Here is a 15,065-nt window from a genome sequence, read left to right as displayed (position 1 = left end):
TATTAGGTGCCATGGCTTTTTTTAATTAAAGATTTAGCACCTGCTGGAATTCAGGTCTACTTATGTTACCTCCAGAAAAGCCTTCATCTTTATAGATTATGAATTCAGTAATATTTAGGTGCTTTTCTCCATAGTCTTTATACATTTGTACGTGGTTTGCAATAGATTCACTTTTACCAGTAAAAATGAATCATTCAGTGAGTGGCAGATAAAGAATATTCATAGACTTATTAAAATCAATAGACGATGAATATGCAGGAGTATATAGAAATCAAAAGGTAATTATTTCAGGAGTACAACATGAACCACCAGAATCAATGCTTATTAAAGAAGAGATGGAAAAAACTAATAAATTGGTACAATAATGAATTCCAAGCACTGCATCCAATAGAAAGAGCAGCACTTCTTCATGTTATATTCGTAGGGATACTAAATCACATACAACAAATCAAAATGATAATTTTATAGGGTTAGTAGTTGAAGAAGTAAATAGAACTTTAGATTTGTATTTAAGACTTATATAAAAAGTATGAATAAAAAATATTGAAACGGTTCATAATATAATTAAGATACTAATACATTAGATAAAATCATAAATTACAAAAGATAATTTAATTGATTAACACCCGACAAATAATTTGATAAAATTATTTGGGAGGCAAATCTATGGATTGTATTTTAGTATCTCTATTCATTTTATTTATACATATTTATTATTTAGATATTAATATTGATGTAAAAGTTAATATTTATAATCTACAAAATAATAAATACAGTAGGATAAAATGGATACTTTCAGCTTTATTTAAATCTATGATAAGAACTTTCTTAGATTGGTTTTAGATAAAGCTTTAAAAGGCAATCTCTTTATAGGGATTGTCTTTTTTAATGCTCATAAAAGTATAAATAGATAATTGAGAGTTATTCTATAGTTAAGATAATAATCTTAAAATATATGAGAATAATATATGAACAAGAGATAAGTAATTAAAAAAATTATAAGTAGTATACAAAAAGAACATGAATATAAAAAAAGGTTGAAATATACTTTATATATATGCTATATAGTGATAAAATTATACATATTATGTAATTATTATATAGAATATGACTAAAAAGGAGTAAAGACTATGGGACAATTTGATAAAAATAAAAAATTAGAGTTTATATTAAATGATATTAACAGTATTCGTTCTGTATTAGAGGAGTATCAGGAACTTTTAAAATCAGATCAAGTTGTTGAAGATGAGGTTTATCAGATAGAATTTGTTAAAAAAGTTGAGGATACTATTGAACCATTACAAAAAATGGATGGTTGCTTTGAACAACTAGATAAGCTTAGTATTTGGGGTGAAAGCCATCTGAATTTTGATACAATGGATTTTGATGGAAATGCATCAGAAACGATTTTATTTTCTCACGCTTTAAAGTTTCCAGAACTTAAAGAGGATGTTATATCTACAGCCAAAGAAATTGTATCGTATTCTAGACGTCATAATGATACTTGTAATATGTGGGTAGATGATTTGTGTGTGTTTGGTATTGAAGCATTATATTTACTGGCATTTAATATTCCTGCATATGCTTACTTTAGTAAAACAAATGAATAATATTATGAATTGAAATCTGCCATGCTTTGTATAAATAATGTGGCAGATTTTATTATTAGGAGGAGTTATAGTGGTTGTAGGTTGCATAAAATTAGATATATTCTTATGGGATGAATAAAGTGACAGTAATGAACATAAAGACCTAAGATAAATAAAACTTAAGTTACAAAAAATGTTAAATATGTATACGATTAGAATGGAATGTGGTATAGTTAAGTTGTTTTAATAATTCATATAAAAGGAGATGAAAGTAATGAAATTCAAATCAAAAAAAATTATATTTATAATTACAGCTTTATTATGTGCAACTTTATTGTTTGGATGTTCAAGTGCTAGTACAAAAGCTCCAACTAAAGAGTATACAAACAAACTGAATACTTTTAAAATTTCTGTTGCAGGAGATTGGACTACTGATTATTCTGACAATGAGAATGGTATAACTTTAGATAATGAAGATAGAACTTTAACTTTTATGATACAAAAGTTTCCTAAAGAATTTCCTAACATGCAACAATTCAAGACGCTTGATGATTTTATTCCATTCTATGAAAAAATGGCAATATCAAGTATATTACAAATGGGTGAAGTTTCTAAGCTAGAAAAAGTTGATATTGATTGGGCTACAGATGCTAAAGCATATGAGATTGTGGCAAGCCAAGATGATATGGTGTCTAAGGCATACATTACATACATACAAACTGAAAAAGGATTTTATTCTGCAACTATTACAGGTGTGGAAAAACTATATGATAAGAATATAGAGACATTAAAAGAAGCAATAAAAACTATAGAAGAAATTAAATAAGTTAGTACTTTATATAAAAATAAACAATTAAGGACTATAAATGATTAAAACAGTAGCTAGGCAAAGCTACTGTTTTTTGTAGAGAAAATAGGAAAGAATATAGGATTGTTACATATTATATTAAAATAAAAGTGTAACTAAACATAAATCATATGAAATAAAAGATTTTAATCGCATTTTAAATGCAACTTTGATACGATAAAGAATAATATCTCATTGTAATCATGTTTGGGAAAAGTAGTGAACGAATGAAAAGTAAATTATTATCTGAAATTGCATATAAAATGATATAATCAGGTAAAAAATTAGATGCTATTAATAAAAGCATTAGAATATGAAAAAGTTCCCATCCTTGAAAAGGTAGTAAAGTTCCAAGTATATAGTGGTATAAAATATAAAATTGGAAAAGAGCACTATAGAGGATATAGGATAGATATGTTTTTTTACAACGAATTTAAAGATAAGTATGAATTAATGTATTTTACAAAAAAAGGATGAAATTCAATCGTGAACATAGTCCAGGTACTATATATTGCAAAAATAAAAAGGTTTTAAATAATTTATATAAAAAAGATATGGAAGCATGTGCTTAGCTATATGAAGTTTTTTAAAAGGGAGAGGGTATTATGTTAGAAATTAAAAAAATTAATTTTGGTTCATTTATTAAACTATGTGCACTTATTTCATTTTCATGGGGTATAGTATTTGGATTATTATTATTTATATCAAGCATTTTTGGAGGAAATGTTTATTGTAATTTTGGAAGTATTCATATTACAGGGATTACAGCTGGAATAATTAACATGTTTTTATTTCCTATGATAATAACTATAGGAGGTATTTTCTTTTCAGTAATTATCTATCTCCCATTTAAATTCATAAATACTTATCTATTAAAAGGAATAAAATTAAGAGGTATTTTTAATGTTATTGAAGAAGACAAGGACTTGGAGTAGGTTAACCCAATTAATAATTTAAGGTAAGAATTTATTCGTAAACGTAAAGAAATATACGGATATATATTTTAAATTTCCTTTGCTATAATCATAGGAGAACGTAAGGAGGTCTTAGTTATGGCAAAGGAAACAACTAAAATTAATTGGTAGAATATCATTAGTCTATATGTAAGAACTTCTTCAAAATTACAAAATATCTTACTAGCACTAATGTATTGGTCAGATACTTTGCCTGAGGAATTGCAAATGAAAAAGAAGAAATAAATTTTAAAAATCCAGTATACTAATTTTTCTAGTTAGTTATACTGGATTTTTTATTTTAAGACAGTAAATGTTTGAAGGATACCTAATTGCAGAGCAAAGTTTGAATACAAAAAAACTGACAACCGTTAGGTGTCAGTTAAGATGGTCTAATTATAGGTTATTTTTTAGACCCCTAATGTATTTTTCAACTATCGTCATCTTGTTCCTCCATAAATTTTGGTTGCATTGATTTTAGCGAGTCTCTTAATTTAAAAGAGCTTTTTCTCTCAAATTTTTAAACTCGGTTTTTATGGATTCATCTTCTGCTTGAGGATTTAAGCTTTTTTGCCATGCAACGTAATATAACATTATTTTATCTTCATATTTTATCCAATCGTCTTGATTGATTTTTAAAAATACACTCATTCCTACTTTTGCTTGCTGTTCTTGCGTGACTTCTTCTACATTTTTTGTTTCAATGATTTCAATAATTTCTTCAGACAAGGCGACTCCATTTTCTGCATTGTTCCACGCACCTTGCACACCAATAAAAACGCCACCTGCTACAAGAATCAAAGATACAAGTAAAAGCAAAAAGCCTGTTTTTAAATTTCCTTTTTTAAAATAAAGATACCCAAATAATATCCAAATTGCTACAATAAATACTACTGTACCTATAACGGCTAATATAGTTCCGAAATTTTCCATATTTTACTCCTTAATTTATACGTTATCTTTGAATCCATTCAATTAAAACTTTTATTCCTGCTATTATTCCACTGACTTTATTAACTCCAAAAACATCTGACAATGAACCTAAATAAAAATAATAAATGCCAAAATCAACTATCGTATTTTCTCATAAGCAAAGCTCTCCTTTGTATAAAGTATAAAACCACCCCATAGAATAAATTTGGGGCCCCACAGTTTTACAAATATTTTCAGTAGTGGTTATTTTTATATATATTCTACCATAATAAAATCATTACTTCAAACCAATTAAATATGAAGGTTAGGTTTTATAATAAAACTAGGTAATACCACATACTCATAAAGCTAAGGCTTTGGTTATCAAATTCATTGCCGCCATTCGATAAAAAATAGTATACTAATCCTACTTACGTATCTAAGGAGGCAAAGGTATGCAATGGCAAAAGCAAAAGTCCTAAAAAATATAAAGACTCTGAAGAACAGTATGCAGCAAATAATCAATAAGATATTTGAAATTATTTCAAAAGAAGAAATAGAAAAAACCTCAACAGATGTTGGCTTTGTCTGACTCGTTAGAAGATATAAATTTACGATATCTAATGGAGGAGTTTATAAGCAAATCTTTGATTCATGGAGTGTAAATGATCATATTTTCTATAAGCCATGGGATGTTAGAACTGAAAAGTAATATGAAGAGGATGGAGTGAGTAAATCAAATTGTGCTAAATGATATTTTAGAAAATAATTATATTAAAAATAACAAAACTCTAAATTATACAAGCATGTGTAATAAAAACAGTAGCCAACCAAAGCTACTGTTTTTCATTGCACAAATAAACAATATATAATCATTCCACATTATGGTAATATATATCTAGATAAGAAATATAATTTATATTAATTTATCTGAGGCATCAAAATTATTGTGTTTGTTTAAAGTTAGATAATAATAAGCAATGTTATTGAATCTTATGACTTAGAATTCCTGGATTGGGTGCATAATATACCATTAATAAATGAAATTTTTATTTTTATAATTCTAGTGAAGTATAAATCAATTGAAAGAAATAATATGTATAAAAATATAATTATAGCAACACTTATGGGTATAACTATATTTGCATTTATAATGACTACGTTTATGCGTTTCTTGACATATACAACAGATCACGTTGTCCATAAGAATGGGAAAACAATAGTTATAACTGTAGAAGATGCTTGGTTACATACATATGTTAGATTTTATAAAAGAAAGTTTTTTATTTTAAAGAAACAAATACCTGGGGGAGGAACTTTTGAAGGATCCTACGATCCATTTGAAAGAGGAGAAATTAGATACTAAATTATATGTTTAGGGGGATTTTCATGTCATCATGGGAAATGAATTTGATGTTAATAATGTTTATGTGGCCAGTTATTCTTTTTATGGTAGTATATATACATCACTACATGAAATTTAAGTTAGGAAATGGAGAAGAAAAAGAATTTGAAGTTTTGCCTAAACAGTATGCAGTTATATTAGAAAGCAATATTGGAGAGTTAACTTTTAAAGGAGATAAATATCTTGGGATTATATTGAGTTTAACATTTAATACTGAGAATAGAAGAACTTTTCATAATAGAACTTATGAAAAATGTATCTTTAACAATTTGTATAATCACAGCAATAGTAAAAATGTTTAAGGAGTGTATATTATAATGAAGAAAATATTATTAATCTCAGTATGTGTTGTTTTACTCTTTACGGGTGTAATATATGCAAAGGATATTAATGAAATAAGCTTAAATGGTGAAGTTATGACATTTCTTGTTGAGCCAATTAACGAAAAGGGAACAACCCTTGTTCCCATGAGGACCATTTTTGAAGCATTAGGAGCAACGGTAGTGTGGAATAGCGAAAATAAATCTGTATCTGCTATAAAAGATAATATTAATGTGTGGTTGCAGCTAGATAGTCGTATAGCAAAAATTAACAATGAAGAAATTACTTTAGCAGTTGCTCCTAAAGTTGTAAATGGAACAACTTTATTTCCTATAAAATTTGTTACTGAAACGTTTGCTGGAAATATAGAGTGGGATGCTGAAAATAAAAGAATTATCATAACAACATCTGAAATTAAAAAAATGATCTGGCCTGTACCAAGTTGTAATAGGATCAGTGCGTATTTTGGAAGGTTATATTATGAACCAAGAATCAAGGGTAAAAAAATATATTCAGGTATAGCTATACCTGCTAAAGAAGGAAGTGAAATTGTTGCTTCGGCAGATGGTAAGGTAATGATATCTAAAGAAGTTGGAGGGTATGGCAATGTAGTCTTTATTGATCATGGAGAAGGAATTGTTACAATATATGCACACTGTAGTGAACTGCTTGTAGAAGAGGGCAGTCAAGTAAAAAAGGGGGATAAAATAGCAAAAACAGGATTTACTGGTAGAGCAACAGGACCTTGTCTACATTTTGAAGTTAGAGTGAATGGAAAGTATGTGAATCCACAAAAATATGTAAAACCAATTGAAAAAAGTATAAACGGAGAATATAACTTAAAAATATCAGATGCAAAAGAAAAATTAAATTTATTATGTCAACAAATAAATAGTGAGTCAAATTCAAAAAATATTGAGCAAGTGTTAACTAACTTTACAAAAAGTATTGAAGATAAATCAATAGACGCTATATATTTTGCAAAAGAAACAGGAGGAATATATTTAGAATCATATAACGAATTACCAGATGATTATGATGCTAGAGAAAGAACTTGGTACAGACAAGCTAAGGAAGAAGGAGAGTATACTTCAGAAATATATATAGATATAGAGAATGGTGATAAAGTTATTACCATGACACACGGTATTTATGAAAATGGAAAATTCATAGGTGTAGTTGGATTCGATATGGTTTTAGATAAGGGTAAATAATATTTAATGAAGAATATAAGTATTATTATTTGATTAATTTTTTATGTAGCTTCAAAGATTTTGATTTGAAAAAGAAGATAGAATGATTTCTATCTTCTTTTTCTATATATCCCAATAAATCTTGAATAAAAGAATTTGAACTTTTAGTATCATTCATAAAAAAGACTCCTTTATATAGAAAATATTTTAGAATTAATTTACCATTTTAATTTTTTGACTCTATATATTTTTCTAAGGCTCTGAAAATTATATACATAAGTTGACAAGTGATTTTCCATAACATTAAAGAAAAATAAAAAGCTACTAAAGAACAAATAAATCCAAATGCAATATTGGGTTTAGCGTTATCAGTAAACCATACTGGGGTTTCAGATGAAACACTAACCATAATAGGATTAGCTATTGCAATAAACTTCCCAATAAAAAAACTAGGGACTATTAAGAAGAAAATTCCTGTATGGAATAGTTTTTCAAAAAGGTTAAGTGCGGTATCTGGCTTAAATTTTAAAAATTCGTTATTCATATTAAGTCTCCTTTACATAAAATTCATAACCAAATAATACCATTGATAAAAAGAATTATCAATAGAGGCATTGAATATGGGAGTTTTGCGTGAATTGGTTGAGATTATTCAAAAGAGGATTGAAGAGGAAAATCATAGGACATGGCTTGATGTGATGGAGGAAGTGAAGAATGATTTAAAATCTAACCATACCATATATTTAAAGAAATAGTTTAAATAACAATATAGTTTTAAAACCAGGTAAAGAAAAAAGAAATTACCATTAAGCAATTTCTTTAATACCTAAAGGATCTTCCCCATATTGGTTAGGTCCGTTAGTACCTTTTTTAAATAATATTATAAATTTCAAATAGACGTCATAAATAGGAATTAATAATAACAATATATGAATTCCAGAGCGATTTAAATCATGTAATCTTTGAACAATAAGACAGATATAAAATATCAAATAAGTTATAACTAATAAACTAATAAAAATGAAAACAAAAACATTTCCATCATCAAAAGGAATTGAATTCATGGTTAAATTTATTAATGAACAAATAATAAAAGCTATAAAATTATAATGAATATATTTAGATCGATTTATACGACCTTCAGAAGTAAATAGATTTTTCATTACTTCACCACCTTAATTTGTTATATTTATACAAATGCTGAATAATTATAACAAATTAAGTAATGAATATAAATAATTGATATTGATAAAATTAGAATTAATCTGGGGGTTGAATATATGAAAGACGATATAAAGGAATTTTTAGCTTGGGTAGATTTAAAGAAAAACCTAGTTATAGATGATGTAAATATAATTAATAAGATCACAGGAGAAGTACTTGAAGTTGAAGGATTAGAAGTGGAAATTAAGCCAGGGAAATTTGAAATTAAGTTTTAGAATAAGAGTATTAGAAGTTATTAGAAGATAAAGAGATTACAAATTAATGCAATCTCTTAGATTGCCTATTCTACAAAGGTATTTTTCACTCGTTTAGATTTTATTAAATATGGTGCCCAAATTGATAATGAAATTATAGATATAAGTAGTTGATTATATAAATTCTTTAACTCATATTCACCTATTAATGGAATTTGTTTGCATAAAATTATATCAATCACGTGGGAAGCTATCAAAAATATAAATGTACTTATCCATGCTTTGGGAAAATGTTTAGACTTTTTAAAAAATAAAAGTAAAACTCCTAATGAAAGAATTATCATAATAATGTTTGCTGCAAGCTCAAAAATAATAGTTGATTTGAGTAATGCATGATAATTTGGACTGCTAGGGGAAGTTATTAGAGACCAATTATTTTTCGAAAAGCAACTTTTAAAGATAGTATAAGTTGAATATATTAATTTTGGAGGGTTTCATACTATACCAATTCCAAGAAGTATCAACCAACCTCCTAATCCTTTGCATTCTACTTTTTTAACACTATCTGTTTCATTATTATTAGTAGACATGTAAATTACCTCCTTTTACTATTAAACATATTTTTCCATTACAATATTATATCGGTTACTTTATGTAAATGTTAAACATTTATGTAAAATATTAAAAAATGTGGTGTTATATAAATACAATTCAAGAATTAGGTATGTGAGATTTTGAGAGATACAAGCTATAAAAAGAATTATAAAATGGCCGACAAAGGAAAGCTTTTTGAAGAAGAGATAATAAAATCAAATGAAGATTATAAAAACAGAGGGATAGCTTTGATACAAAAGATTAGTACGCCATGGTAAGTAAAAAGACAAGGAAAGAAAACTGCCTTTTATTTATGTTAATGTTTAATGAATTGAATATGATTAGTAAAAGGAAAAAAATCCTTTTGTGTAGAATTATATATATAGAAGGGAGAGGGTAGAGATGGAACAATGGACAACTGATAGAATTACTAATGTATTGGAGGATGTAGTTAATAAACTTAGCTTATTATCTTATGATGATAATGAGCTAGATTCTATCATTAAAAAATTAGAGGATACGGCTAAAAGCTTACGTAAAGTTGAGAATGATTAGAATGAATCGAGGGTAGATTAGTCTGAACATTGAACTAATTAAATAAACAAATCAAGCAAACCCTAAAAAAAGTTCGTATGTTAAATCGAAGGAGGCGAAAAGTTAGTATAAAACTTATAACTTTAATAATTAGCATTGTAGCCTTTGTAATTGCAGTATCAGCATATAATAGATTTAAGAAGGGGTAATCAAGTGGCTAAAGCTAAAAAATCCAACAAGTAACTCCAGATTTTAAAGAAATTACATATAAAATGTTTGAGTATCTAGGAATGAGTCAAGCACACTTCTTTGAAAAAATAAAGGTGGTCATTTTATTTTAGATACATCTTTTTTTATGCAATCAATTTCAATCTAAAAAGGTAGCTTTTAATTAAGAGCTACCCCTTTTATATAGAAATATCATTTTCAACTTTAATAATCATCATATTATTATTAATGTATATATTTATAATCCCTGTATCATATTTTTCTCTTAATTCTTCAGCTAACTTATCTTCTAATTCCCTTATAGTTTTACATTCGTATTTAATTAGAGTTTCTTTAATATTGTATTTTTTATAAAATAGTATTTTTTTCATCTTAAAATCCTCTCCTTGTTAATATAAAATTAGGTACAAAAATAAACATATGAATTAGAAATACAAAATATAATTTACTAATATTTGTATTTAAATATATTCATAAAAACTTAAACTCAGTATAATATATGTTATAAGTAGGGTTTTGACTCTAATTATTTTCTAAATATAATCTTAAAGTTAATGAATTAATAATTTTAAAAAGTCAATACTCCTATGTATAACAATTATAGGAGGATTTTTTATGGGAGAAAGAAATATAGGAGCAGATTATATAATGTTTAATGGAATATCTGAAATGATAGATAGTATTAATAATATAAATGAAGAACAGTTAAATCAATTAGAGAGTTTAGCAAATTATTACACAAAAAACTATGGACACCGAGGAGAGTATTTATTAAGAAAACTAAGTATGATAAAAAATAATCTATATTAAATAGGGTTAGAGTTACTAGTTTATTAGTTTATTCAAATTAAAAGGTAGCTTTAAAGCTACCCTTTAAACATATCTCCTAAAACCTTTTCAATCTCATTATTTCCTAAAACCCATTCTGTTTTTATCTGTATTTCTTTATAATCTTCAATATCAGATTGTATATCTTTCTTTTCTTCAATAGATAGATAGTTAGAACTATACTTTAGGTGATTTTCCAATCTATCAATTGAAAAGTCTAAAGAATTTATAATTATTTGAAGCTGGTCATTAGTATACATACAAAACCCTCATGGATCAATTTTATATTTTGATTATTGCAATTAATAGAAAAAAATATAATAAAAAATTTATATATTTAAAGGACTAATGTTCTGATGTAATAAAAAATATATACATAAATGAAAATACACTACCTATAGTATAAGTAGTGTATTTTTGATGTTGATATAAAGATTCCTTGCACAGAAAATATTTATATCTTAAAGGGTATAATTAGACAGAAAAACTCAAAATCCTTTAAAGGATTTTGAAATTTTACAAATAATTAACAAAAGTATACTAAGTTCAAGATTAAAATATTTTGTTTCCTACATAATAGAAGATATCTTCATATTCATAGTTTTTATCTATTCATCTATTTCACTGAAAAAATGAATGAGTTTGTAGTACATTTTTCTACTTATAATTGTATTCTGTTTTTCCAAGCTATATAAGTATTTTCAGAGAAATCTAATATTTTACAAGCTTCATAAATTTTAAACTTATTTTTTTCTCTCCACTTCTTTAGAATATTTCCATAATCCTTTATAATAAATTTATAATAACTATCACAAAGAACTTCTTTTTCTAAAATAGTGACAAGATTAATTAGAACCTTTTTTGACGGATATGCATTATTAAGTTCATAGTGTATTACACCACAACAGGAAATGCTTATTAAATCACCCAATTCTTTAGCTTTTGATTTTTATTCATTCTAAGCTTTTTAATACGTTCACCAATAGTATCTGAGCTTAGAAGTTTCTATTGCTCAGGTTTTAATATAAAGCTAGTATTTTTTGTAATGGCCGCAATACTGAGAAGTATGCTCATGCAAGTCTATATGATGTAACTTTGATAGAAAATGCCGTTACAAATAAATTAATTGATATGGGAATAAAGATAATTTTTAGAACCAGGGTTATAGATGTACAGTATTGCATAGGTACTGTATTTTTATTGTCCTATATCTAGATCCATAGAGCATGGCCCAGTACCAGCATCTGTGTTCTGTACTGGACCTTATTACAACATTTTTCATATACAGTCTGTGTTAGATCTAAAGAGATCAAGAAGTACATCTGGAAGAATACATGAAATCATTTCTAATAAAAAATCAACCATAAAATCGCCTCCTAACTGTATTATATAGTTAGGGAGGATAAAGTAAACCTGCAATTATCAAAAATATGAATTAAATAGATTTTGTGTAGCAATATTCTTAAAATGCGTACTAATTTATAATAATTAAATTGCATACTACATTAATTACATGTAGTTTATGGAAACTATAATGAATTAAGTCACAATTAGCGAATACTACGATAATTATAGGATTCCTATATAGTTATGTAAAGAAAATATATAATAGGGTAGTGCAGTATTATTTGTTCGATTAAAAGGGGGAATTTATATAATTAATAATAAAATAGTCTTAGTTTTGTTTGCTTTGATAATCTTACTGACAACAGGTTGCTCAAATAAGGTAGTAATTCATCATAATTATATTTTTAGAGGAGAAAGTGAAAATTGGATAGGGGAGCTCAAAATAAGTGCAACCCAAATCTTTACTGAAATAGATAAAAAATAGACTATGATTTTAAATCAGAAGATATATTTACTCTTACCTATAAAGGAAAAATTGAAGATTTATTAGAAGCACAGGAATTACAATATTCCTATGAAACTCTTCACGGAAGAGGAAGCGGAAATATTGGAAAACCATATAAAAAGGAAATTATTCATAGCTCAAGTAGTAGAGGTGATTTGATAATATCGAAAGATGAAATCATTAAAGTAACTGTTGAGGTTGATGGTAAAGTTGAAAAATTTGAACTTATTAACACAGACAACTAATTAATCAAAACAGTAGCAAATCAAAGCTACTGTTTATTCTTGCACAAATAGAAAGTAAATATAAAATTCTATATTAATTCATAATTGCAAAATAAAACGTACTTAATTGTAGGCTTAAAAATTATAGATACTAGGTAAGGTTAACTTGACATTGAAATTAAATCATGGTATATTTTGGATGTAAGGTTAACGTTACAGGAGGGGGAGTTTATGAAAAATCGATTAAAGGAATTGCGTGAATCTCTTGAATTAACCCAAGAACAATTAGGAGAGCTTGTAGGGGTATCAAGGCAAGCAATTAATTCTATTGAAACAGAGAAGTTCGAACCTTCAATATGGTTGGCTTATGATATTTCCAAAATATTTCATTGCTCTATAGAGGAGGTTTTTATTTTTGAAGAAAGTAAAAGAAAATCAAGAGCACAGAAAAGTAGAGGTGGAATTTAAATGGCAATAAGACAAATTAGGCTCTTTGATGATGAAATATTAAGAAAAAAGAGCAAAGTAGTTAAAGTAGTAGATGATAGAATAAGACAAATACTAAATGATATGGCTGATACTATGTATAATACAGAAAATGGTGGAGGATTAGCAGCTCCACAAATAGGTATATTAAAGAGATTGGTTGTAATAGATATGGGCAGGGTCTAATAAAGTTAGTTAATCCAAGTATAGTTAGTCAGGAAGGAAGTCAGAAAGTCATAGAAGGATCTTTAAGTATTCCAAATACATTTGGCAAGTTAAAAAGACCTGCAAAGGTAACGGTGAAAGCCTTAAATGAAAATGGTGAGGAAATTATATTAACAGGAACAGGAGATTTAGTAAAATGTTTCTGTCATGAAATAGATCATTTAGAAGGTACCCTTTTTACTGATTTAGTTAGTGAATATATATAGAAGCATCAATTAATCAAAACAGTAGTCAACCAAAGCTACTGTTTTATATTGCACAAATATACAATGCATAGAAATACATGGTAAGATATAGAGAGAATGATATACATATAGAGAAATAAATAAGATAAAGAAATCTATCATTGTAAAGCATTTTATAACAGGCTAAGTTTTTTCTATGTTGCTATAATTAAAGCGAAAGGATGGTGCTGAATGAACTGGATTGAGAATATGAATAATGCACTAGAATATATTGAAGAAAATATTGATAATAGTATTACGTCTGATGATATTGCTAAGGTTGCTTATTCATCTAAATTTCATTTTATGAGAATGTTTAATATGTTAACAGGTATGACATTAGGTGAATATATTAGGCAAAGAAGATTGTCTCTTGCAGCTAAGGATATAATGTCAAGTAATAAGAAAATAATAGACATTGCATATAAATATGGATATGAAACACCAGAAGCATTCACAAAAGCTTTTAAAAAATTGCACAGCATTTCGCCATCAGAAGCAAGAAAAAAAGGAGAAAATTTAAAAGCTATTCCTCCAATATCCTTTCAAATAACAGTTAAAGGAGAGAAAAGAATGAATTACAAGATTGCAAAAAAGGAAGAATTTAAAATTGTGGGGATTTCAAAGCGTGTAACGACTAAGAATCATGAAAATTTTAAGATAATACCAAGACTTTGGGATGAAGTTGCTAAAAATGGAATACTTGAAAAAATGAAGAAAAATGCAAGTGAGCTAGGAATTTTGGGAGTTTGCCATGGTTATGATAAAGAACAAGAAGAATTTAATTATATGATAGCAACAGAAGGAGAACATATTGAAGGTTTAGATAATTATGAAGTTGTTAATGTATCTAGTTGTGAATGGGCTATATTTGAAAGTATTGGACCAATGCCAGATGCAATCCAAAAGATTTGGCATAAAGTTTTTGCAGAATGGTTTCCAGCAACTAGATATGAACATGCAGATGCTCCTGAAATTGAAGTATATTTACCAGGGAATCCAAATGCAGAGGACTATAAATGTCAAGTTTGGGTACCTGTAGTTGAGAAAACGCAGAAATAATTATTCATAACTTAAAATTATATTTTCTTTTATATACTAGTAACACCACTTTACAAGTAATTGAATAAATTCAATTCAAAAAATAACATAACTGAGCCTTAAATTGTTAATAATCTTTAGTGACAAAACCAAAAATAACAAATAAGGAGCTCAGTTATATTATGATTATT

General features: G+C 26.9%; 28 protein-coding genes. 19 read left to right on the top strand and 9 right to left on the bottom strand.

Annotation, left to right across the window (positions count from 1 at the left end):
- Positions 1–25: 25 nt before the first annotated feature.
- Entirely contained in the window at positions 26–163 is a 138-nt protein-coding gene (locus Tmeso_RS17210; protein ID WP_408646067.1) for a recombinase family protein, read from the bottom strand.
- 137 nt (positions 164–300) lie between these two features.
- On the opposite strand from Tmeso_RS17210, the gene Tmeso_RS16540 reads away from it, so the two are divergent.
- The 6 genes from Tmeso_RS16540 to Tmeso_RS13520 all read left to right on the top strand — a co-directional run bounded on the left by Tmeso_RS16540 (position 301) and on the right by Tmeso_RS13520 (position 3,371).
- The gene (locus tag Tmeso_RS16540; RefSeq protein ID WP_187296371.1) at positions 301–468 is read left to right on the top strand and encodes a hypothetical protein; all 168 of its coding nucleotides are present in this window, start codon (positions 301–303) and stop codon (positions 466–468) included.
- A gap of 198 nt (positions 469–666) precedes the next feature.
- Complete coding sequence (locus Tmeso_RS16535; protein ID WP_187296370.1) at positions 667–843, top strand: hypothetical protein; 177 nt, start codon at positions 667–669, stop codon at positions 841–843.
- A 287-nt stretch (positions 844–1,130) separates the two neighbouring features.
- Positions 1,131–1,610, top strand: a complete 480-nt coding sequence (locus Tmeso_RS13535) for a hypothetical protein (RefSeq protein ID WP_099192099.1) — start codon at positions 1,131–1,133, stop codon at positions 1,608–1,610.
- A 253-nt stretch (positions 1,611–1,863) separates the two neighbouring features.
- Positions 1,864–2,415, top strand: coding sequence for a hypothetical protein (locus Tmeso_RS13530; protein WP_099192097.1), 552 nt, complete (start codon positions 1,864–1,866; stop codon positions 2,413–2,415).
- 309 nt (positions 2,416–2,724) lie between these two features.
- A complete protein-coding gene (locus tag Tmeso_RS13525) occupies positions 2,725–2,913 on the top strand; it encodes a hypothetical protein (protein WP_099192095.1) in 189 nt (62 codons plus the stop codon).
- A gap of 128 nt (positions 2,914–3,041) precedes the next feature.
- Positions 3,042–3,371, top strand: a complete 330-nt coding sequence (locus tag Tmeso_RS13520) for a hypothetical protein (protein WP_099192093.1) — start codon at positions 3,042–3,044, stop codon at positions 3,369–3,371.
- A 507-nt stretch (positions 3,372–3,878) separates the two neighbouring features.
- On the opposite strand, the gene Tmeso_RS13515 is transcribed toward Tmeso_RS13520, so the two are convergent.
- Positions 3,879–4,322, bottom strand: a complete 444-nt coding sequence (locus Tmeso_RS13515) for a hypothetical protein (protein ID WP_099192091.1) — start codon at positions 4,320–4,322, stop codon at positions 3,879–3,881.
- Positions 4,323–4,761: 439 nt separating this feature from the next.
- On the opposite strand from Tmeso_RS13515, the gene Tmeso_RS17010 reads away from it, so the two are divergent.
- The 4 genes from Tmeso_RS17010 to Tmeso_RS13500 all read left to right on the top strand — a co-directional run bounded on the left by Tmeso_RS17010 (position 4,762) and on the right by Tmeso_RS13500 (position 7,241).
- Positions 4,762–4,893: a hypothetical protein gene (locus Tmeso_RS17010; protein ID WP_278281484.1), complete on the top strand. Its 132-nt coding sequence runs from the start codon at positions 4,762–4,764 to the stop codon at positions 4,891–4,893.
- A 504-nt stretch (positions 4,894–5,397) separates the two neighbouring features.
- Positions 5,398–5,667: a hypothetical protein gene (locus Tmeso_RS13510; protein WP_099192089.1), complete on the top strand. Its 270-nt coding sequence runs from the start codon at positions 5,398–5,400 to the stop codon at positions 5,665–5,667.
- Positions 5,668–5,690: 23 nt separating this feature from the next.
- Entirely contained in the window at positions 5,691–6,008 is a 318-nt protein-coding gene (locus Tmeso_RS13505; RefSeq protein ID WP_187296369.1) for a hypothetical protein, read from the top strand.
- Positions 6,009–6,023: 15 nt separating this feature from the next.
- Positions 6,024–7,241, top strand: coding sequence for a peptidoglycan DD-metalloendopeptidase family protein (locus Tmeso_RS13500; protein WP_099192085.1), 1,218 nt, complete (start codon positions 6,024–6,026; stop codon positions 7,239–7,241).
- Between the two features lie 25 nt (positions 7,242–7,266).
- On the opposite strand, the gene Tmeso_RS17005 is transcribed toward Tmeso_RS13500, so the two are convergent.
- Both Tmeso_RS17005 and Tmeso_RS13495 read right to left on the bottom strand, forming a co-directional pair.
- Entirely contained in the window at positions 7,267–7,398 is a 132-nt protein-coding gene (locus Tmeso_RS17005) for a hypothetical protein (protein ID WP_278281483.1), read from the bottom strand.
- Between the two features lie 48 nt (positions 7,399–7,446).
- Positions 7,447–7,764 (bottom strand): hypothetical protein, encoded by a 318-nt coding sequence (locus Tmeso_RS13495; protein WP_099192083.1) that lies wholly within the window; start codon positions 7,762–7,764, stop codon positions 7,447–7,449.
- A gap of 76 nt (positions 7,765–7,840) precedes the next feature.
- On the opposite strand from Tmeso_RS13495, the gene Tmeso_RS17000 reads away from it, so the two are divergent.
- A complete protein-coding gene (locus tag Tmeso_RS17000) occupies positions 7,841–7,975 on the top strand; it encodes a hypothetical protein (RefSeq protein WP_278281481.1) in 135 nt (44 codons plus the stop codon).
- A 51-nt stretch (positions 7,976–8,026) separates the two neighbouring features.
- Here Tmeso_RS17000 and Tmeso_RS13490 read toward each other — a convergent pair whose 3' ends face one another.
- Positions 8,027–8,383, bottom strand: coding sequence for a DUF805 domain-containing protein (locus Tmeso_RS13490; protein ID WP_099192081.1), 357 nt, complete (start codon positions 8,381–8,383; stop codon positions 8,027–8,029).
- Between the two features lie 117 nt (positions 8,384–8,500).
- Here Tmeso_RS13490 and Tmeso_RS16530 point away from each other — a divergent pair, with 117 nt between their 5' ends.
- The gene (locus Tmeso_RS16530; RefSeq protein WP_187296368.1) at positions 8,501–8,659 is read left to right on the top strand and encodes a hypothetical protein; all 159 of its coding nucleotides are present in this window, start codon (positions 8,501–8,503) and stop codon (positions 8,657–8,659) included.
- A gap of 65 nt (positions 8,660–8,724) precedes the next feature.
- Here Tmeso_RS16530 and Tmeso_RS17205 read toward each other — a convergent pair whose 3' ends face one another.
- On the bottom strand, positions 8,725–9,117 hold the full coding sequence (locus Tmeso_RS17205; RefSeq protein ID WP_099192079.1) for a DUF2569 family protein: 393 nt from the start codon (positions 9,115–9,117) through the stop codon (positions 8,725–8,727).
- A 288-nt stretch (positions 9,118–9,405) separates the two neighbouring features.
- Between Tmeso_RS17205 and Tmeso_RS16240 the strand changes: the two genes are divergently transcribed.
- On the top strand, positions 9,406–9,510 hold the full coding sequence (locus Tmeso_RS16240; RefSeq protein WP_145993166.1) for a Holliday junction resolvase RecU: 105 nt from the start codon (positions 9,406–9,408) through the stop codon (positions 9,508–9,510).
- A gap of 124 nt (positions 9,511–9,634) precedes the next feature.
- On the top strand, positions 9,635–9,787 hold the full coding sequence (locus tag Tmeso_RS16525; RefSeq protein WP_187296367.1) for a hypothetical protein: 153 nt from the start codon (positions 9,635–9,637) through the stop codon (positions 9,785–9,787).
- 386 nt (positions 9,788–10,173) lie between these two features.
- Here the strand turns inward: Tmeso_RS16525 and Tmeso_RS13480 are convergent, their stop codons facing one another.
- The gene (locus tag Tmeso_RS13480; protein WP_099192077.1) at positions 10,174–10,365 is read right to left on the bottom strand and encodes a hypothetical protein; all 192 of its coding nucleotides are present in this window, start codon (positions 10,363–10,365) and stop codon (positions 10,174–10,176) included.
- 244 nt (positions 10,366–10,609) lie between these two features.
- Here Tmeso_RS13480 and Tmeso_RS13475 point away from each other — a divergent pair, with 244 nt between their 5' ends.
- The gene (locus tag Tmeso_RS13475) at positions 10,610–10,804 is read left to right on the top strand and encodes a hypothetical protein (RefSeq protein ID WP_099192075.1); all 195 of its coding nucleotides are present in this window, start codon (positions 10,610–10,612) and stop codon (positions 10,802–10,804) included.
- A gap of 56 nt (positions 10,805–10,860) precedes the next feature.
- On the opposite strand, the gene Tmeso_RS13470 is transcribed toward Tmeso_RS13475, so the two are convergent.
- Entirely contained in the window at positions 10,861–11,082 is a 222-nt protein-coding gene (locus Tmeso_RS13470; protein ID WP_099192074.1) for a hypothetical protein, read from the bottom strand.
- Positions 11,083–11,483: 401 nt separating this feature from the next.
- Positions 11,484–11,753: a hypothetical protein gene (locus tag Tmeso_RS13465; protein ID WP_099192072.1), complete on the bottom strand. Its 270-nt coding sequence runs from the start codon at positions 11,751–11,753 to the stop codon at positions 11,484–11,486.
- 1,376 nt (positions 11,754–13,129) lie between these two features.
- On the opposite strand from Tmeso_RS13465, the gene Tmeso_RS13460 reads away from it, so the two are divergent.
- The 4 genes from Tmeso_RS13460 (at position 13,130) to Tmeso_RS13450 (ending at position 14,895) form a co-directional block, all read left to right on the top strand.
- Positions 13,130–13,366 carry a helix-turn-helix transcriptional regulator gene (locus Tmeso_RS13460; protein WP_099192068.1) on the top strand — a complete coding sequence of 79 codons (237 nt, stop codon included), beginning with the start codon at positions 13,130–13,132 and terminating at the stop codon, positions 13,364–13,366.
- Entirely contained in the window at positions 13,367–13,570 is a 204-nt protein-coding gene (locus tag Tmeso_RS17090; protein ID WP_330400360.1) for a peptide deformylase, read from the top strand.
- Positions 13,507–13,815, top strand: coding sequence for a peptide deformylase (locus tag Tmeso_RS13455; RefSeq protein WP_330400362.1), 309 nt, complete (start codon positions 13,507–13,509; stop codon positions 13,813–13,815). The genes Tmeso_RS17090 and Tmeso_RS13455 overlap by 64 nt, the downstream gene beginning before the upstream one ends.
- 210 nt (positions 13,816–14,025) lie before the next feature.
- Positions 14,026–14,895, top strand: coding sequence for an AraC family transcriptional regulator (locus Tmeso_RS13450; RefSeq protein ID WP_099192066.1), 870 nt, complete (start codon positions 14,026–14,028; stop codon positions 14,893–14,895).
- Positions 14,896–15,065 lie beyond the last annotated feature (170 nt).

This window comes from Tepidibacter mesophilus (assembly GCF_002724055.1).
GTDB lineage: Bacteria > Bacillota > Clostridia > Peptostreptococcales > Peptostreptococcaceae > Tepidibacter_A > Tepidibacter_A mesophilus.
This window is presented reverse-complemented; position numbering and strand designations above follow the sequence as displayed.